General features: G+C 64.4%; 20 protein-coding genes. 8 read left to right on the forward strand and 12 right to left on the reverse strand.

The window, feature by feature from the left end; genetic code table 11:
* Window positions 1-69 precede the first annotated feature (69 nt).
* On the reverse strand, window positions 70-624 hold the full coding sequence (locus JGU72_RS26960; protein ID WP_199687365.1) for a hypothetical protein: 555 nt from the start codon (window positions 622-624) through the stop codon (window positions 70-72).
* Between the two features lie 76 nt (window positions 625-700).
* On the reverse strand, window positions 701-2,182 hold the full coding sequence (locus tag JGU72_RS26965) for a GGDEF domain-containing protein (RefSeq protein ID WP_199687366.1): 1,482 nt from the start codon (window positions 2,180-2,182) through the stop codon (window positions 701-703).
* A 75-nt stretch (window positions 2,183-2,257) separates the two neighbouring features.
* Between JGU72_RS26965 and JGU72_RS26970 the strand changes: the two genes are divergently transcribed.
* The gene (locus JGU72_RS26970) at window positions 2,258-3,289 is read left to right on the forward strand and encodes an aminotransferase class V-fold PLP-dependent enzyme (RefSeq protein WP_199687367.1); all 1,032 of its coding nucleotides are present in this window, start codon (window positions 2,258-2,260) and stop codon (window positions 3,287-3,289) included.
* A 1-nt stretch (window position 3,290) separates the two neighbouring features.
* Here JGU72_RS26970 and JGU72_RS26975 read toward each other — a convergent pair whose 3' ends face one another.
* Both JGU72_RS26975 and JGU72_RS26980 read right to left on the reverse strand, forming a co-directional pair.
* Window positions 3,291-4,574, reverse strand: a complete 1,284-nt coding sequence (locus JGU72_RS26975) for an ArsB/NhaD family transporter (protein WP_199687368.1) — start codon at window positions 4,572-4,574, stop codon at window positions 3,291-3,293.
* Between the two features lie 57 nt (window positions 4,575-4,631).
* Window positions 4,632-5,126 (reverse strand): CBS domain-containing protein, encoded by a 495-nt coding sequence (locus JGU72_RS26980; RefSeq protein ID WP_233533086.1) that lies wholly within the window; start codon window positions 5,124-5,126, stop codon window positions 4,632-4,634.
* 141 nt (window positions 5,127-5,267) lie between these two features.
* Here JGU72_RS26980 and JGU72_RS26985 point away from each other — a divergent pair, with 141 nt between their 5' ends.
* Together JGU72_RS26985 and JGU72_RS26990 are read left to right on the forward strand one after the other, a co-directional pair.
* A complete protein-coding gene (locus tag JGU72_RS26985) occupies window positions 5,268-6,281 on the forward strand; it encodes a sensor histidine kinase (protein ID WP_199687369.1) in 1,014 nt (337 codons plus the stop codon).
* The gene (locus tag JGU72_RS26990) at window positions 6,278-6,934 is read left to right on the forward strand and encodes a response regulator (protein WP_199687370.1); all 657 of its coding nucleotides are present in this window, start codon (window positions 6,278-6,280) and stop codon (window positions 6,932-6,934) included. The genes JGU72_RS26985 and JGU72_RS26990 overlap by 4 nt, the downstream gene beginning before the upstream one ends.
* 50 nt (window positions 6,935-6,984) lie before the next feature.
* Here JGU72_RS26990 and JGU72_RS26995 read toward each other — a convergent pair whose 3' ends face one another.
* Both JGU72_RS26995 and JGU72_RS27000 read right to left on the reverse strand, forming a co-directional pair.
* Window positions 6,985-7,530, reverse strand: coding sequence for a lipoprotein LpqH (locus JGU72_RS26995; protein ID WP_199687371.1), 546 nt, complete (start codon window positions 7,528-7,530; stop codon window positions 6,985-6,987).
* A 140-nt stretch (window positions 7,531-7,670) separates the two neighbouring features.
* Window positions 7,671-8,906 (reverse strand): MFS transporter, encoded by a 1,236-nt coding sequence (locus JGU72_RS27000; protein WP_199687372.1) that lies wholly within the window; start codon window positions 8,904-8,906, stop codon window positions 7,671-7,673.
* A gap of 85 nt (window positions 8,907-8,991) precedes the next feature.
* On the opposite strand from JGU72_RS27000, the gene JGU72_RS27005 reads away from it, so the two are divergent.
* On the forward strand, window positions 8,992-9,858 hold the full coding sequence (locus JGU72_RS27005; RefSeq protein ID WP_233533108.1) for a LysR family transcriptional regulator: 867 nt from the start codon (window positions 8,992-8,994) through the stop codon (window positions 9,856-9,858).
* 1 nt (window position 9,859) lies between these two features.
* Here JGU72_RS27005 and JGU72_RS27010 read toward each other — a convergent pair whose 3' ends face one another.
* The 5 genes from JGU72_RS27010 to JGU72_RS27030 all read right to left on the reverse strand — a co-directional run bounded on the left by JGU72_RS27010 (window position 9,860) and on the right by JGU72_RS27030 (window position 14,204).
* On the reverse strand, window positions 9,860-10,342 hold the full coding sequence (locus JGU72_RS27010; protein ID WP_199687374.1) for a GNAT family N-acetyltransferase: 483 nt from the start codon (window positions 10,340-10,342) through the stop codon (window positions 9,860-9,862).
* A gap of 42 nt (window positions 10,343-10,384) precedes the next feature.
* Window positions 10,385-11,260 (reverse strand): hypothetical protein, encoded by an 876-nt coding sequence (locus JGU72_RS27015; RefSeq protein ID WP_199687375.1) that lies wholly within the window; start codon window positions 11,258-11,260, stop codon window positions 10,385-10,387.
* 110 nt (window positions 11,261-11,370) lie between these two features.
* A complete protein-coding gene (locus tag JGU72_RS27020; RefSeq protein WP_199687376.1) occupies window positions 11,371-12,477 on the reverse strand; it encodes a GGDEF domain-containing protein in 1,107 nt (368 codons plus the stop codon).
* Between the two features lie 192 nt (window positions 12,478-12,669).
* The gene (locus JGU72_RS27025; protein ID WP_199687377.1) at window positions 12,670-12,909 is read right to left on the reverse strand and encodes a hypothetical protein; all 240 of its coding nucleotides are present in this window, start codon (window positions 12,907-12,909) and stop codon (window positions 12,670-12,672) included.
* Window positions 12,910-12,986: 77 nt separating this feature from the next.
* Window positions 12,987-14,204, reverse strand: coding sequence for an oxygenase MpaB family protein (locus JGU72_RS27030; protein WP_199687378.1), 1,218 nt, complete (start codon window positions 14,202-14,204; stop codon window positions 12,987-12,989).
* A 76-nt stretch (window positions 14,205-14,280) separates the two neighbouring features.
* Here JGU72_RS27030 and JGU72_RS27035 point away from each other — a divergent pair, with 76 nt between their 5' ends.
* A complete protein-coding gene (locus JGU72_RS27035; protein WP_199687379.1) occupies window positions 14,281-14,928 on the forward strand; it encodes a TetR/AcrR family transcriptional regulator in 648 nt (215 codons plus the stop codon).
* Window positions 14,929-14,940: 12 nt separating this feature from the next.
* Here the strand turns inward: JGU72_RS27035 and JGU72_RS27040 are convergent, their stop codons facing one another.
* Entirely contained in the window at window positions 14,941-15,633 is a 693-nt protein-coding gene (locus JGU72_RS27040) for a hypothetical protein (protein WP_199687380.1), read from the reverse strand.
* Window positions 15,634-15,836: 203 nt separating this feature from the next.
* Between JGU72_RS27040 and JGU72_RS27045 the strand changes: the two genes are divergently transcribed.
* From JGU72_RS27045 to JGU72_RS27055, 3 genes are all read left to right on the forward strand, one after another.
* Window positions 15,837-17,270: a glyceraldehyde-3-phosphate dehydrogenase gene (locus JGU72_RS27045; protein WP_199687381.1), complete on the forward strand. Its 1,434-nt coding sequence runs from the start codon at window positions 15,837-15,839 to the stop codon at window positions 17,268-17,270.
* 130 nt (window positions 17,271-17,400) lie between these two features.
* Window positions 17,401-17,679, forward strand: coding sequence for a hypothetical protein (locus JGU72_RS27050; RefSeq protein WP_199687382.1), 279 nt, complete (start codon window positions 17,401-17,403; stop codon window positions 17,677-17,679).
* 42 nt (window positions 17,680-17,721) lie between these two features.
* Window positions 17,722-18,363: a class I SAM-dependent methyltransferase gene (locus tag JGU72_RS27055; protein WP_199687383.1), complete on the forward strand. Its 642-nt coding sequence runs from the start codon at window positions 17,722-17,724 to the stop codon at window positions 18,361-18,363.
* The last annotated feature ends 2 nt before the right edge of the window (window positions 18,364-18,365 follow it).

An 18,365-nucleotide genomic window follows, 5' to 3' on the forward strand; every position in this document is an offset into this window, starting at 1 on the left:
TCGGCCACGAGTACTCCTCGGCTAGATCGGTCATGCTCGACGCTCGAACTCTACAGACACCGTGACGTCCTACGGGCAGTCGTCGTCCCAGTAATTGCGACCGACGTAGGGCGGACCGAGCCTGCCGTCGTCGACGGCGAACGAGAGGAACTCCAGCGGGTTCGAGGTGCCGATGGGTTGCACGATGAATCCGTCGAACGGTCCGGCTGCGATGGCATGATCGCCTTCGTATTCCGCCCGGAGTTGGTCCGGGGTGGATCCGTCGCCGATGCCGCGATCGGTGAGCGTGCCGGCGGGGGTCTCTATCCCGATGACTCGTCCCGACTGATCCGCAACGTAGACGGTTCCGGCTGTCGGACCCGACAGAACCGTGCAGGGATACGGGTCTGCATGGGTCTGCTCGTACTGGGTTTCCGCCAGTGCTGCGGTGGCTTCGGTCAACGTCATTCCCACCAGGACGGGACCGAATCCGAGCGCCGTGGCGACGGGTTTACCAGGTGGTGCGGACGGCGAGGTCGCCGATGGCGAACTGCTTTCCGCCTCCGATCCGGCATCCTCCGAACTACACCCGGCAAGGACTGCCAACGCGGACAGCGAGACTGCCAAAAGACGCATACTCGGCATAGGCGGAACGCTACCTGCGCCGCCGATCGAATGGGTCGAGTTCAGGTGTTCCTATCGGCCTCGGTGGGCATCGTCCTCAGGTTGCGGTGACCACTCGGTCACGCCCACCTCGTTTTGCTTGGTAAAGCGCGTTGTCGGCGCGACCGAGGACGGCGTCGACGTTGTCGCCGGGACGAACGACCGCGACCCCGGCGCTGATCGTGATCGCGACTGTGCCGGGCTGGTCCTCTTTGCGATGCTGATTCGCGACCGCGGCACGAAGTCGATCGGCGAAGCGGCCCGCTGCCTCTACGGTCGTCTCTGGAAGCACGATCGCGAACTCTTCGCCGCCGATGCGCGCGGCCAGATCGCTGTCGCGCACCAACCCAGCGCAGGTTTCGGCGATGGTGATCAACACCAAATCTCCTGCGGCATGGCCGTATTCGTCGTTGATCTGTTTGAAGTGGTCGATATCGAAAATGACTGCGGCAAGCGTCTGCCCGGAGTGCGCGGCATGCGCGAGCTGTTGTTCGAGGCGTTCGACGAAGTACCGCCGATTTGCCAGTGGCACCAGCGGGTCCTGGCGGGCAAGCTGCTCCAGCCGCGCGACCAGAAGTCGGCGTTCTTCGAACATCGCGAAGAGCATCAACGAGAAGACGCATGCGGTGGCGACGAAGAACCCGACATAGGTGAGCCGGTCGGCAACGCTGAGGTGTGACAGGAAACCTCGCCCCGAGGCGCCCGCCCAGATCACAGCCGGAGTGATCAACACGTTCGCTGTCGTGACCCCGCGCAGCCCTCTGCGTAGTCCGATCCAGACGAGCAGGGGATAGGTCACGCCGAGCATCAGCAGCGGGTGAATCGGTAGCGCGATCGCCAGCATCCCGATCGCACCGATCGCGATCGCACTGGCAGCGAGATCCGATCGATTGTCCGGTCGCCGGGAGATACCTGCAGTGGTCCAAGCGAGGATCAGCGGAGCGATGAGGATCTGCCCGACCGAATTGCCGATCCACCAGTGGATCCACGCCGACGGCACCAGATCGAAACTCGGCAAAGGCTTTTGGATGCCCTGAATCCACCAGGGCTCCCAGCTCGCGGGAATTGCGTCAGCCGGGATAGCCCCGAGCGCCCACAGTACGGCCACGCCGCCTGTCGCGCTGATGGGTTGCAAGACGAGAAACACCAGCGTGACGAATAGGGCAACGTCGCGGGGGCGTTCGAAGCGGCGCGATATTCGCCAATGCGCGAACAACACCGCGCCGAGCACGCATTCCAAAGAGTTCACTGCGCCGATAGCAGCGCCGCCGAGTACCGACGGACCGGACCAGATCGACAGAATCATCTGCCCGGCGAATACGCCCCATGCCACACGCGGGCCGAACAGGATGGCGAAAGCGAGCGCAATTCCCTCTGGCGCGAACACAACGCTGGTTACGTTGCTGTGCTCGACCGATACCGAGAATGTCAGCCGTCCGAGCAACACGTAGGTCGCGGCGAGAACGACCGCGGCGACCGCCGTCCGCGCCGGATCGTCGCGCACGCGCGCGACGAAGGCTGCGACCGCGGAATCGTTCATCACGCGAGAATACGACGTACAGGTCCCTGGTGGCAGGCGCCGTCATCTCGGATTCGTCGGGCTAGTGTCGGTGGAATGCGGGAAGTGTTCGGCGAAGAATTCGCCGGTGCGACGGGATTTCTCAATTCGGCCACGTTCGGCTTGCCGTCTCGACGGCAGAGCGAAGCGCTGCGCGCGGCGCTCAGCCGTTGGGAGACCGGGGAATTGCAGCCGACGGAGTTCGACGCCGCGGTGACGAACGCACGGGCGGCCTTCGCTCGGCTCGCCGGTGTACCGGCGGAGTCGGTGACGATGGGCGGCAGCGTGTCGGCCCTACTCGGTCTGGTCGCTGCCGCGATACCGGACAATTCGCGTGTTGCGACGTTGGCCGGCGAATTCACCAGCGTCAGTGCACCGTTCGAGGCGCAAGCGGCTCGCGGCGTCACTGTGACCGCACTCCTGCCGGGCGAACTCGAAGACCGGGCCGGCAATTTCGACATCGTCGCTGTCAGCCTCGTCCAGTCCGCCGACGGTTACGTGCTCGATGTCGGGCGCCTCCGTAATGCGATTCGGCACGGGCAGACGCGAGTCGTCCTCGATGTCACCCAGGCGATGGGGTGGATGGCGCTCGATGTGGCCTGGGCAGACGTGGTCGCCGGCGGCAGTTACAAATGGCTGCTCGCGCCGCGCGGTGCCGCATGGATGGCCGTGCAGTCGACGATGGCTGGCGAACTCGTTCCGCACGCGGCGAATTGGTACTCGTCGGAAACTCCGTGGGCGAACACGTACGCGTTGCCGGCTCTGCTCGCGCGCGACGGTCGCCGCTTCGACACGTCGCCCGCGTGGTTCACACTGCTCGGCGCGGGGATCGCGATGCCCTGGCTCGCCTCGCTGGACGCAAGTGCTGTGCAGCAGCACTGCGTGGGGCTCGCGAATCAGGTTCGTAACGCGATCGGAGTGCCGCCGGCCGAGTCGGCGATCCTTCCCCTGACCGTGCCGAACGGCGAGACCCTGTTGGCAGCGGCAGGTATCCGCGCGGCCGTGCGGGCAGGTCGGGTCCGGGTCAGTTTCCATGTCTACAACACGGTCGACGACGCGGAAGCTCTGATCGCAGCACTTCGGCGGTGAGTCAGAAGTATCGGAGCCAGACGTATCCCCATGCCAGCGTGCTGCTGAGTGTGGTGACGATGATTCCGTATTTGGTGAACTGCCAGAACGAGATCGGGTGACCTGCGCGCTGGGCGATGCCGATCGCGACGACGTTGGCGCTGGCGGCGACCGCCGTGCCGTTGCCACCGAAACAGGCACCGAGTGCGAACGCCCACCACAGTGACTGCCCGGTTTCCGCGTCGGGTGCGTCGGCCGCCATGCCCTCCACGACGGGGGTCATGGTCGCCGTGTAGGGGATGTTGTCGATGAACGCTCCGAGGATGGCGGACCCGAAAACCAGTGCGGTGGCGGCCATGAAGTAGTTGTCACCAAAGGTCGATGCCGCGAAGTTTCCGACGGTCTCGATGACACCGGTGTGCACCAGTCCCGCGACCATCACGAACAGTCCCATGAAGAAGACCAGGGTCGGCCATTCCACTTCGGGAAGCACGTCGCCGACGTCGATGTCGGTCACCATCAACATGGTTCCGGCACCGACCAGCGCGACGATCGACGGCGCGACGTGCAGAACCGAATGCAGGCCGAAGCCGATCACCACGAGGCCGAGGACCACCAGGGCCCGGGTCAGCAACCGCGTGTCCTTGATCGCGCGGCGTTCCTGCAGTGCCATGACCTGGTCCAGGTGCACTTCGTCACTGCGCAGTGCGGAACGAAACAGCACTCGGGTGAACAGTACGAACAGCGCGAAGACCACGATCACGGCGGGCGCCATGTGAATCAGGAAATCGTTGAACGTCAACCCTGCGCGGCTGCCGATGATGATGTTGGGTGGGTCGCCGATCAGCGTTGCGGCGCCGCCGATGTTGGACGCCAACACTTCTGCGATGAGGTAGGGCTGGGGAGCGATCCGTAGACGCGCGCACACGACGAGGGTCACCGGTGCGACGAGCATGATGATGGTGACGTTGTCGAGGACCGGCGAGGCGATCGCGGTGATCAGCATCAGCATGACCATGAGCCGAAAAGGCTTGCCGCGGGAGCGTTTTGCTGCCCATATTGCCAGGTAGTCGAACAGTCCGGTCTGCTTGATCACGCCGACGATGATCATCATGCCAAGCAGAAGGAAGATGACGTTCCAGTCGATGCCCTCGTGCTCGGAATAGAACACCTGCTCGCCGGGAATCAGGCCGAGCACCGCCATGAGGGCCGCCGCGACCAGGACCGTTTTGACCTTGTCTGCGCGCTCGGTTGCGATGAACCAAAAAGCGACGACGAAGATCGCCAGTGCGAGGATCGGTGCCATCGTGTTCAGCCAGTCGCCGCTGCGCCAGGCGCCGCAACCGGGTCGCCGGGCCCGGGATCAGTCACCGGGCCCGGCAACCGCCAAACTGGTCAGGAGCCGCTCGAGGGTGACCGCGCCGACGAGTTTGCCGTGGCGGTCGACCACCGCGATGAGGGGGCTGTGCTTCTTCGCCATCACCGTGGCGATCTCGAGGAGTGTCGCCTCGGGTGGCACTGTCGCCGGTTTGGCGACCGGGCTCGGCAGGCAGTCACCGACGGTCAGGCTGCCCGGTTCGCGCCAGAACAGGTCGGCGTGGACCTCGTCGATCGTGCGAACCAACGCCGGATCGTCTTGATAGGACTCGGGAATCGCAAGTCGCAGAACCTGTGTGCCAGGAAGGACGGCGACCGGACGGTTCGCGTCGTCGACGACGATCATCCCGGGTAGCCGGTTGACAACCATCAGTCGGACCGCGTTCGACACCGGGTCGTTCATGCGGACCGTGGGCGGAGTCACCGCGATCTCGTGTGCTTGCATGTCTTCGTTCCGTCGTACGCAATCGGTCGCGGTCATCGTGATCCTCAGGTAAGTCGAGATCGCTCTGGACCCGAGTCTGCAGCCCGCCCGGTGCCGGCACTATCGGGTGCGACACCCATATGTGGGGGGAAATGTCGTGTATGGACAATTCCGCTGTCCTGGCGGCACGCTGGTGCCATGAGCCTTCGGGCAACGATCGCGGACCGTTTTCAGCGGCGCGCGCGAACTCCCGCGCGCGCGTTGTTCCGCCGTGTGTTCGTCATCAACGGGCTCGTGTTCGCGCTGGGCACGCTCGTGCTCGCGCTGTCACCGGCGACCGTCTCTGCCCGCATCCGATTGACCGAGATTCCCGTCCTCGCAGTGGGATTGGCGGTGATCCTGGCTGCGAACGCGGTCCTGCTGCGCTCGAGCCTGGCACCGTTGGACCAGCTCGTCAGCTCGATGCAGCGGGTAGATCCACCGCGGCGCAGCGACCGGATCGACGATCACGGCAACGGCGACCTGCACCACCTCATCGCGTCGTTCAACGCGATGCTGGACCGATTGGAGGCGGAGCGGACGTCGGCGAGCGCGTCGGCACTGGCGGCGCAGGAAGGCGAGCGTCAGCGAATTGCGCGGGAGCTGCACGACGAGATCGGGCAGAGTCTGACGGTGGCTCTGCTCACGCTGCGACGCGCGGTCGACAAAGCACCGGCGCAGCTTCGCGAGGATCTGCACGTTGCCCAGGAGACTGTGCGCGCAAGTTTGGACGAGGTGCGGGGAATCGCGCGCCGCCTACGCCCCGACGTCCTCGAGGACCTCGGCCTGCACAGCGCGCTCAACGCTCTGTGCAGCGAGTTCGCCCAGGCGACCGGGATAGTCGTCGCCAAGCGGATCAAACCGCCACCGGCGCGACTGGATCCGAACATGGAACTGGTCTGCTACCGCGTCGCGCAGGAAGCCCTCACGAACGTGGCGCGGCATGCCGCCGCCGAGACCGTGCACCTGGAGCTGTGTGCCGCCGACAATCGACTCACATTGCGAATTGCCGACGACGGCAAGGGCGGCGTGGTCGCCGGTGGCGCGGGTATCACTGGCATGCACGAGCGGGCCTTGCTGGTCGATGCGGTACTCACCATCACGTCACCGTCGGGCGCGGGTACCGAGGTCCGGCTGGTTGTCCCGCTGCGCACTGCGTCGGGCGCGGAATGACCGAACAGCGTGCTCGCATTCTGCTGGCTGACGATCACGCCCTCGTCCGCAGCGGCCTGCGGATGATCATCGATGCCGAACCCGACCTGCAAGTGGTGGCAGAGGCGGCCAACGGGTACGACGCCCTCGCAGCGCTCGAGAGCACGCCAACCGACCTCGCGATTCTCGACATCGCCATGCCGCGCATGACGGGCCTGCAGGCTGCTCGCGAGATCAATCGAATCCATCCCCACGTGCGGATTCTGATCCTGTCGATGTACGACAACGAGCAGTATTTCTACGAAGCCCTCAAGGCCGGCGCCTCGGGTTACGTCCTCAAATCCGTCGCCGACCGCGACTTGCTCGAGGCGTGCCGGGCGACGATGCGCGGCGAACCTTTTCTCTACCCCGGCGCGGTGACCGCGTTGATCCGGGACTACCTGCATCGGGTTCGGCACGGCGAAGCGCTACCGGCCAGCATCCTCACCCCGCGCGAAGAGGAAGTCCTGAAGCTGATCGCCGAAGGACACTCGACGCGAGCGATCGCGAACATCCTCAGCATCAGCGCCAAGACGGTCGATCGCCACCGAGCTAACATCCTGCAAAAGCTGGGTCTGCGAGACAGATTGGCACTCACCCGGTACGCCATCCGTGCCGGGCTGATCGAGCCGTGAGCCGACCGCCGCAGTCGTTTCCCGAAAGGGCGGTCGGCAGCAGATCTTCGCTAGCCGCCAGTGATCGAATCGCAGGCGAAGACGATTTCGAACGTGGACTTCTTCGGCTGCGTCGGGTTCGAGAGGTCGGCACCGAAGGCTTCGCCGGTCACGGTGAAGGTGTTGCCGTCTTTCTCGACCGTTGCGGGCGCGACGCCCGGTACGCCCTGCGAGTAGCCGAGTCCGGATGTGGCTTCGCCGAGGCCGACCGACACCACGGTGTCCTCGCCGTTGAGCGTTGCACCGCCACCCATGCGCGCATCGCCGCCTGCTTCGTAGATGGCGAGAGCAGTGGTGTCGCCGGACTTGGTGCACTTCGACGAGAAGTTGCCCTCCCACGCAGTGCCGTCGACCGTCACGCTCGACTTCCCGGCGGCCGCCGTCCCGGACGTCTCAGCGCTACCGGACGTTTCTGCGCTACCGGACGTCGCCGCGGCGGACGTGCTGCTGTCGGATTTGGTGTCCTTGTCGTCATCGGAGCACGCGGAGAGTCCACCGATGAGTGCGGCGGAACAGAGGAGGGCAGCTGCTGCCGTTGTGACCTTCGATTTGATCAATTCGCTTCTCCCGATCAGTCTGCGACGACATCCAGTGGCGGCTGACGTCGGCACTCGTGCAGGCCCCGGGTTGGGGTCTGGCCACTGAGTATGGACTTTCGCACGGCGGAATTGCCCCCGATAGCGAAAACTCGATCTCGCTACTGCTGCCTATAGATGATCGGCAGCTTTCGCAGCACGAGCGCGCATACCCCTGTGGCGACGAAGAGCGCGAGCGTCAGCGTGACGACGCCTGGCCACCCTTCGCCACTCCACGCGTTGCCCGCGAGGCTGCCGAAGACGGACGAGCCGAGGTAGTACATGAACAAGTACAGCGAGGCAGCCTGACCGGTAGGTATCCCGGCTGCGTGCGCCCGTGCCGGAATCCATCCGCTTGCGACGCCGTGCACGGCGAAGAATCCGGCGGTCAGTAGGCCTAGCCCGATCACGACGGCGGGCAGAGTTGCGGGGACGGTGACGAGAATTCCGACGATGGCGAGGACGCAGCCCAGCGGTAGGACTGCGCGCCGACCGATGCTGTCGGCGAGGCGACCGAACAGGGCCGAGCTCAGCGAGCCGAGCGGGTAGACGAGAAACACGAGGCTCGCCGCGGTCAGTCCGAGATCGAAAGGCGCACTTGCCAAGCGGAAGCCCAGGGCGTTGAACATCGCCACCAGCGCGCCCGACGAACAGCACCCGACCACGTACAGCAACACGAGGACGCGGTCCGCCGACGCGCGCAACGGAGACCCCATTACAGCCCGGACGCCGGACCCGGACGAAACGAACCGGCGTGACGGTGGCAGCAGCGCGCGAACGGCAAGTGCGCAGGCGAGCGCGAGAATGCCGGTGGCTGCGAGCGCCCAGCGCCAACCGGCGACTTCGGCGACCCAGCCGGTCAGCAACCGGCCGGCCATTCCGCCGAGGGCGGTACCACCGACGTAGAGTCCGGCGGCGCGAGCATGCGTGGAGGGGTCCAACTCTTCGCGCAGGTATGCGGTCGCGACCGCTGGAAGCCCGGCGAGCACAACACCTTCGAGCAGTCGGAGCAGGAGCAGGGTCGACCAGTTCGGTGCCAGCGCGCACGCAGTTCCGACGAGGGCGGACGCCGCGAGCGAGAAGTGAATGAGTCGAGTGCGGCCGTAGCAGTCGGATGCCGGTCCGGTGATCAGCAACGCGACGCCGAGACCCAGGGTGGTCAGCGACACTGTGAGCGTCGCTGCTGTCGACGACACCGCGAACTGTGAGCTCAGCATCGGCAGGATCGCCTGCGTGCTGTAGAGCAGGGCAAACGTCGCGATACCCGCCACGAAAAGCGCCGCCACGACGCGGCGATAGTCGGCGGTTCCGGGCAGGTGGCCCTCGTGGGCGGTGTCCGAATGCAGTAGCGCTGTCATGCGTTCCAAGGTGCGACAGGTTTCGTCATACGTCCAATGTGTGAAACGGTCCATGTCGATACGTCAGACGTATGATCTGCGCGTGATGATTCGCGATCTGGAATGGCTCGTCGCCTTGGCCGAGTACGGCCATGTCACCGACACTGCGGCGATTCTAGGGACCAATCAGCCGACATTGTCGCGAGCGCTCGCGCGGATGGAGGCCGAACTCGGGACCCGCGTGTTCGAACGGGCGGCTGATGGCATCCACGTCACGCCGGTGGGGGAGATTGTCGTCGCGGCTGCGCGCGATCTCACCGATCGGTACGAACAGTTGCTTCGCGACCTCGAGACCATACTCGACCCGGAGACGGGCGTTGTCCGACTTGCGTTTCTGGATTCGATTGCCACGTCGGTGATTCCGGCTGTGCTGCGATCGGTGCGGGCCGAGGCGCCGCGTGTGCGCGTCGAGCTGAGGCAGGAACCGGGACACCACATCATCCGTGACTTGGATTCGGGTGCAGTCGATCTGGCGATCCTGTCGGGGAAGCCGCCCGGTGAGTTCGGCTGGCACCCACTGCAGGAGGACCGACTGGTGCTGATCGTTCCGCCCGGCCATCCTTTCGCAACTCGAAAGTCGATCCGGCTGGACGAATTGACGGGCGAGCAGTTCGTCATGACACCGGTCGGGTTCGGCTTTCGCCGCCTCGTCGACGGGCTGCTGCGGGAGGCCGGAGTCGTGCCCGACGTGTCCTTCGAAAGTCAGGATCTGGCGACCATCGAAGGTCTGGTGGCGGTCGGGCTCGGGGTGGCTGTCGTTCCCGAACCCTCCGCCGGCTCGTCCGGCTCGGTCAGTGTGCCGATCGCGGCCGAAGGTGCACGCCGTACGATCGGCCTCACCTGGCGCTCCGACCGAAAAATATCCTCTCCTGCAGCACGTTTCCGAGAAATAGTCGGCAATTCCTGGACATGACTCAGGTCAACAGCTTGGCGTACCAGACCTGTGGCGAACCGGTGAAACCTGCCTTCTCGTAGGTTCGGCGCGCGGGGGCATGACCAGGGTCGCCGCCCGTTGCGACGATTGCGAGATCGATACCGCGAGAACGCATTTCGTCGAGAGCGAGGTTGGTCAGCCGGCTGGCGAGACCCTGCTGCTGGGCGCCGGGGTCGACTGCGATCATGTAGATCTCGCCGGACCGCTCGGCTACATCGAAGGCGACGTTGACGAAGCCGGCGACCGCGTCGCCGACCAGTGCTACCCAGGTGTCATTTCGCTCCAGAGCGTCGCGCACCGAGTTTGCTTGGTCGACTTCCCAATCGGGGTGAACGCGACGGTAGAGGTCCTCGCCGAGGATCGTCGCGAACGAGTCGAAGACCGGCGCCCACGCGGCGAGGGAAAGTTCGACGATGCGATCGCAATCGGTTGGTACGTAGCGGCGAATGGTGGTTGCGTTCATTGCTTTCGAGTCCTCGCGGGCGGGTTTGCGGCTTACCTGTGGCTATATCGTCGACTGCGCTGCTGTCGCTGCGCTGTCATCGGCTGTCGCGTGTTCCTCGTCGAGCGAGATCGCCCATTTCCGAATACCGACCGCATAGCCCACGGATACGAGAAACCAGCACACCGAGAGTGGACCCGACCCGGGGTCGTCGACGAAGGTCAACACGACCGCAACTGCCCAGAATGCGGACAGCAACACACCGGCGTAGAAGACAACCCGCACGACCTTGGCGGCGGTTCGATCGAATCCGTACAGCAGCAGCGCCCGGCGCAGCGTGAAGTGGACGTGCTCGACATCGTTGCGGTGTGCGCTCTCGAAACGCATCGCAAGGGAGCGAAACATCATCGCGGCCAACGTCAATGCCGCGATCGCGGCGATGTCGCCGTAGAAGTAGGTGCCGAAGAAGTAGGTCGTCGCGCCGACCGTGTCCGGCCTGACTGCGGAATCGACGGCGCCGGCGAGATAGAGAAATACGAAACTGAGGCAGATGTAAAGACCCGCGCGGCACGCACGCGCCGTGCCGCTCTCGAGGGGATAAGCGAGCAGCAGGCGTCGCGTCGTGACCGTCGGCTCGGGGTCGTCGGTCGGTGGGTGCGTTGCCGCTACGCGCGCCGAGGCCTCTTCGAGCCACTGGATCGCGCGAGCCTGCGCCTCGCGCTGCGTGTCTGCCGATTCGTCGACCTGCTTCCTGGCGGTCCACCACTCGGTGGCAAACGTGACCTGGCGGCCTGCGTCGTCGAATGCCAGCTTCCGTCGCCCAGCGTCCGATCGGCGTGTCCGCCAGTCTTTGATGACCAATCCGAGGGCGCCGAGTACAGCAGCGAGCACGGGGGACAACACGGCAAGGCCGATGCTCAAAAATTCCTTGCTGCCCACGGGAACTCCCTCACCCGCACAGTGCGTGTCAGGGCGCCAAGAATTCCACTTCTCTGCCGGTTGCGCAGGCGTTTCGGGCAAAGCTGACGCGAGTTCGGTGCATTGTCCGACTACTTGAAATGTGCAATCGGCGTCACGTTGTCATACGCGCGCTTTCGAACACCCACTTGTGGTGCATGACAAGCGTGTTGGACAAGTTGGTTGCCGCCTGCGTTCTTGGCCTCGTACATCGCGAGATCGGCTCTGTGGAGTTCGCCGGCAAGAGCAGCGGCCGTGTCGTCGACGGGTAGGGGACCGTTGCGGATCCATACGCCGGTGCTGGCGGTCACCGGCACCGGGTCGTGCGAGCAGTGCACCGCATTGTGGATCGAGGCGACGAGGTTGTCGACGTTGTGCGCCGGCGTCGCCGCCATGGCCGCAAATTCGTCGCCGCCGAGCCGCGCCACCAGTCCAGAACGGGGAATTGCCTCCGCGAGGCGTGCCCCGACACTGCGCAGCGCGTGATCTCCGGCTGCGTGCCCATTGCGGTCGTTGAGTGCTTTGAACCCGTCGAGGTCGATGAGGCAGGTTACGACCACCGTTTCGGGGTCGCGGGCGTGGTCGAGCATGCGGACCGCGTCGGTGTTGAGGCCGCGCCGGTTGAGGAGGTCGGTGAGGGGGTCGCGATCGGAACCCTGCGCGTCGTCCTTGAGGAGTTGCAAGCCGATGTGCAGGATCGCCGGAATCAGCGTGATCAAGCCGACCAGAATCACGAGCCGCGCGGCGAGCAGGGGGAGGTCCGTATGTGGCTGGGCAAGAAGGGTGTGTGTTGTGGCAACGGTGATCGTGGTGAGCGCACAGGCGAGATGCGCAACCACGACGCGAGCGCTGTGCAGAAGCGTCACGTAGATCCCGAGCACGATGAACAGTCCGCTGCCTGCGAGTGGTGAGTTGGTGGCGTCGGCGCCGCCGAGGATTCCGATGATCAGCGCGAACTCGGCCCAGCCTACGAATACCAGGGAGCGCCGTTCCGTCGGCCACGCAACCGTCGGCCAGCGGACGGCGGCGTAGAAGGCGCTCAGCGCGAGCACCGCGAGGATGATTCGCTGCCAGACTGTGTTCGGCCCGTGGGCGCTGAACTGCAGCAAGGCGCCGTAGAGTCCGAAAGTGGCGCACCAACCGGCGACGGACCACTTGATCAGTCCGATCAGATTACGACGCTCGAGAAACGCCGGCATCCAGCGATAGTCGAACTCGGATCGCCACCATTCGCGGACCCCGATTGGAAGAGTCGGGCGCATTTCTGTACGGGCTTCCACGAGCGACCACCAGTTCGAACCAACATCAGCGCTGCGAATCGCGTGTATGCGCAGCGGGTCCCGACCCACCTAGTATTCGGCGCTTCGGCCGTTGCGGATTGGCCAGGTCTGTCAGATATTCGTACCGGGGAGGACGCAGCGCCCGTCCGTCCCGAGGGTCCCGATGATCATGCCGTCGGAAAACGAGCAGAAGCTTCCGATCGGAAGGCACTGCCCGTGCGTGTTGACGACCATTTCGGGCCCGCACGCACTCCCGGGGTCGGCTGGGTCTGCGTAGGCGCTCAACGCGGGCGTCAGGGCCAAGCCGAGTGCTGCGGTGAAGGTAACTATGCGAAGCGAGAAGCGAAGCATGGAGGTTCCTATTCGCTGAGGTCCCTCTGGTCTAGCACTTTGCCCGCTCGCGCACCAGCAAACGACGCACAATCGATTCAAGCGGCCTGGCCGATGTGAGTTGCCGACGCGCCGACCGTGGCGCCGCCGTTGCTGATCGTGCGCATGAACTGCGCTTGCGCGCGTTCGCCCCGCACCGCCGCGCGCACCAAGCCCCCCGGCAGCACCAGCGACGTAACCGACCGCGTGAGGTTGACGGGTATGCGGACCAGCGGATACCAGGGCAGCACGAAGGGCGGTAGGCCAAGCGAACGCATCGCGCTCGGTCCGAGAAATGCACTCGTCATCGAGAGATGTTGCGACTTCGCCACTCGCCGGCGCAGCGTCGAAAGGCGTCGGTAATGCCAGGACAATGGGTCCTCGGCCATCGGAACAGCAAGCTGCTTGGTTGTTTCGTCCGGACTCGAGAGTGCCGACAACGTGTGGTAGAGCACGCGCATTCCATCCCGAAAGCTCGTCGGCAGGTAGTCGTCCTGCACGCCGATCAACCAGCCGACGTATCGGGTGAGGTGTGCGACTGCGTCGAGGTCTGCTGGACGGTTGAGCATTCCCATCCCGAGTGCGCCCGCGGTCGGGGCGATGAGCGCTCCGACGAGCGTTGCGGCCATGTCGGTCTGATTGATCGGCAGACCCCATTCGTCGCTGCGCCAGTCCGCCATCGCGCCGACATGGCGCCGGACGAAGGCGTGAATCAAGCGGACGCGGATCGTCGATCGGTATCCGATCCCCAGCGGTGCCATGCCGTCGTCGGAGATGACGTCCATTGCCCACTGCAAGGTCTCGGCGAAGCGCTTGTTGGACCCCTTCTCGAGCGCGCCGGTTCGGAGCAATGTCTGGTTGAACCCGGCGAACATATAGCCGCCCTGTAGGGCGATATCGCGAGCGATGTACATCCCGTCCACGCCGCCGCTCCGCATAACCAACTCGGCGCGGCGGAGCTTGTTCCAGTCGACCCTGTCCGGGACTTTCTCCACGGCAACGAAGAACTCGCGCAACGGTTCCGGTGGGTGGGGGACGCTGTCGATCCCGCCTGTCAGTGCCTGTTCGAACAGCGGTCGAGTCTGGCTCATCCCGGTGGAATACATCCATTCGACCAACCGGTCCATCGGCTCGTCACCGACTGTGAGGCACTCGCCGAGCCGGCGGAACTCCGAGGTGGTCGGCTCTCGCAAGCCCAACACCAGGGCAAAGGCCTTGATCGCGGCAGGTACTGGGCGTGGCGTGCTGGGATGACGCCTCGGAATTGTCGGGTTCATCGCGCGGCTCTCCTTTGAGTCGTCGATTCGGATAACAGCTGTTGTCCAAAGCTAGGTGGCCGGTACAGTGCTGTCAATGGCACGCACCGATGTAGTTCGCGATTACGGCGGGATCAGTGCAGACGACCGCCGTGCAGAACGCCGTCGGAAATTGCTCGAAGCGGGACGCCGGGTATGGGGCGAAGTCGGTATCGCGAAGGTGACGGTCCGCGGCGTCTGCAGCGCGTGCGGGCTCACACCGCGGTACTTCTATGAGCACTTCGCGAACACGGAAGCCCTGATCATCGCTATCGCAAGTCAGGTTCGCGACGAACTTTTCGCTGCGCTCGTGCGCGCGAGCCTGGCCGAACCCGGCAACCTCGAACACAAGCTGCGTGCGGCTTTCACGGCGTTTTTGGATCTGATTGCCGACGACCCGCACGTACACCGGGTTTTCGCAGCTGTGACCGCGGGCGAGGCGGGTTTGGCTCAGCAACGCAGTGAAGCTCTCGACATGGTTGCGGACCTCGTACTTCAGTACGGCCCGGCGCTACTCGACGTCGAACGTGCAAGTCCGGCGGACCTTCGTCGGGGCGCTCTGTTCGTCGTTGGGGGCGTGAACCAGCTCATCGGGGCGTGGTTGCGTGATCCCCAGGAATCCACCGGTGAACTGGCCGAGATTTGCACCAGGCTCTGCCTTGCCACAGTCAACGGGGGCGCGGCTCTGCCGAGCCTGGACGGCTGATGCCGAGACCGGTCAAGCCTCGATTTGGCCCGCGATCTGACGTTCGAGTTCTGCCCTTGCAGTTGCCGGGAGCACTATGAGCCCATCGAGTTCCTTGCGTGCCTTTGCATAGGCGCTCTGCCGCTCGCTCGGGGTGGCGGCTCCGTCCATCGCAAGCCTGAGCAAACGTTGTGCCCTAACCAGTCGTTCCTGCTCGCGTGCCGTGAAACCGCTCTGGCGTCGCCGCTTTGCCTCGGCCTCGCAGACGTCGAAAGCGATTGCATAGGCGTGCACCGCGTCGCGGTATTCGACTTGCGACTCGTGGTCACCCACGAGCGCCTCCGGGTCGGGCGGTCGCAGTAGGTCAGCTCGACGCTTCGCTCGGTGGAACTCGACTGTCAACGGTTCGCGCAGGTCGGTCATCATCGGGAAGTCGAGCAGGGTCGCAAGATCCAATTCGTAGCCGAACCAGCGCGCATCCGTCTGGTCGTGCTCGTCGATGATTTTGTCGATCTCGCGCCGCTGCTTCAGTTCGCCGGCTCGGCTTTGCGCTTTGGCCTGAGCCAGGGCGACCTTCGTCTGCTGCTTCAGACGGAAGCGCTCCAGACGCCGATCTGCGCGCCGCTGGTTGGCTGCATTGATTCCACGTACCGCTGCGCCGATGCTGCCGCCGAAGACAAAGATCAACCACCAATACTGGGCGAGGAGCGAAAACAGCGCGGCCACACCTTCATCTTGCCTGAGCGATTTTCGTATGGCTGGAATTGAAGCGCCCATCCAGCCGCAGTTGCACAGTCGGTATTTGGCGGGCCGAGAGAGACCTAGCTCACGGACGGCCCATCGCGTGCGGTGAGGCGATTTGCGGTTGCCTACGATCCATGTGCGCCGAGTTTGTAGAAACGCTCGATTAGACCCCGTAGGACGTTGTCTTGACTACCGAAGAACTCACCCGTTGGAACACCCAGGAAGCGATCGCGGAGGCGATGATTCCGATCATCGGTACTTTGCATCGCTCGAAAGGCGTGACGATTCTGCTGCACAGCCGGTCCTTGGTGAACAAGTCGGTGATCAGCATTCTTCGGACGCACCGTTTCGCGCGCCAGATCAGTGGCGACGAACTGTTCGTCGACGAGACGTTCCCGTTCCTGCAAGCGCTCACCGATCTCGATCTGGGACCGTCGAAGATCGACCTCGGTTTGCTGGTGATGGCCTACCGCGCCGATGACCGCGGACTGACCGTTCCCGCATTCACCGCCGAGGCGCTTGCCGACGTCACCGACGGCAACAAGAGTGAACCACAGGGACCACGTGACGTGGTCCTCTACGGTTTCGGGCGCATCGGCCGCCTCGTTGCGCGCCTGCTCATCGAAAAGGCCGGTTCGGGCAACGGCCTGAACTTGCGGGCCGTGGTCGTGCGCAAGGGCGGCGAGGGCGATCTCGCCAAACGCGCCTCGCTGTTGCGTCGTGACTCGATCCACGGCCATTTCAACGGGACCATCAAGGTCGACCGCGAGAACAGCACACTGGTTGCCAACGGCAACGTCATCAAGTTCATCTACAGCGACGACCCGGCCAACGTCGACTACACCGAGTACGGCATCAACGACGCGATCCTGATCGACAACACCGGCAAGTGGCGCGACCGGGACGGTCTGGCCAAGCATCTGCGGCCGGGGGTGGCGAAGGTCCTTCTGACCGCGCCGGGCAAGGGTGACGTGCCGAACATCGTGCACGGCGTCAACCACCGCACGCTCGACCTCGACGAACAGATCTTCTCATGTGCCTCGTGCACGACCAACGCGATCGTGCCGCCACTGAAGGCAATGGACGACGAGTTCGGCATCACCCGTGGTCACGTCGAGACGGTTCACTCGTTCACCAACGACCAGAACCTTCTGGACAACTTTCACAAGGCCGATCGACGTGGTCGTTCGGCGCCGTTCAACCTGGTCCTCACCGAGACAGGTGCGGCATCCGCCGTCGCGAAGGCCTTGCCGGATCTGAAGGCCAAGATCACCGGAAACTCGATCCGGGTGCCAACTCCGGACGTATCCGTGGCGATCCTGAGCTTGCAGTTGAAGCGGGAGACCAGCAAGGAAGAGGTGCTGGACTATCTGCGTCAGGCGTCGTTGTCGGGACCCCTGAGTCGCAACCTCGACTACACCGCCGCCACCGACGCGGTATCCAGCGACTTCATCGGCTCCCGTGCCGCGTGCATCATCGATGCGAACGCGGCGATCGTCGATGGCGACAGCGCGATCATCTACGTCTGGTACGACAACGAGTTCGGTTACTCCTGCCAGGTTGTCCGCACGGTCCAATACCTCTCGGGAATCGAGTACCCGACCTACCCGAAGGTCTGAAGTCGACCGCAGGGTGCACCGATCTACCCCCGCAGTGGGTGACTCTGACCCTCGGATGCCTGATGCTTCGTCCGAGGGTGCAGGAGGCTTGGCGTAACAGCCACATGGTTGCCGAACCGTAGGAGACCCCATGATCCCCAAGCTCGTCGGCCGCGCCGCCCTCGCTGGTTTCGCCCTCGTCGCGATTTCGTTGACCGGCGGCCTGGCCGACGCGAGCGCGGTACCGACGGCTCCGGGAATTTTGCAGGCGGTCGCTGCCTCGACGAGTAGCCAGGGCACTGAGCGACGCGGCGATATCGGCGACATCAATTGCGCACAGCGGACGCACATGTGCGACCACCGCTTCCCGGGTGATCCCGACGACCGCATCTACACGAACGACACGCTGAATCCATACGCGACTCCGTAGTCCCTTGACCTGAACCAGGGTTGAGGTTGCATGCTCGAGTGCATGACCCGAGCAGCAGAATTCTGGAACGCCGTCTATGACAACGACACCGCACCCTGGGTGATCGGCGAACCGCAGCCCACGATCGTTGCCTTGGAACGCGAAGGCTGGATCACTGGGCGCGTGCTGGATCCCGGCAGCGGTGCGGGGGAGCACACAATTCTGCTGACGAAACTCGGCTACGAAGTCTTCGGGATCGACCTGTCGCCGAGCGCCGTCGCATACGCGCGACGCAACGCAGTCGAAAAGGGCGTGCCGACCGCCCGATTCGAGGTAGGCGACACGTTGGCACTCTCCGAAATGCCCGATATCGGGGTGTTCGACACCGTCGTCGACAGCGCCCTGTTCCATATCTTCGGCACGGATCCCGATGCGCGTGCCCAATATGTGACGAGTCTGCACGCGGTGTTGCGGCCAGGCGGCTTGCTGCACATCCTGGCTTTGTCGGATGCAGAGGAGGGCTTCGGTCCGCGGATCAGCGACACAATAGTCCGCGAATCATTGGGTGCCGGTTGGGAACTGGAGGATCTGCGGCCGAGTAGGTATCACGGCCGGGTCACCGAGGCGATCGCTGACCAGGTCGGATTGCCGTCCTCGGGTCCGGTCGACGCCACCGCGTGGCTCACTCGAATTCGGCGACGCTGAGA

The sequence above is a fragment of the Antrihabitans auranticaus genome (genome assembly GCF_016481275.1).
In the GTDB taxonomy this organism is placed as follows: Bacteria; Actinomycetota; Actinomycetes; order Mycobacteriales; family Mycobacteriaceae; genus Antrihabitans.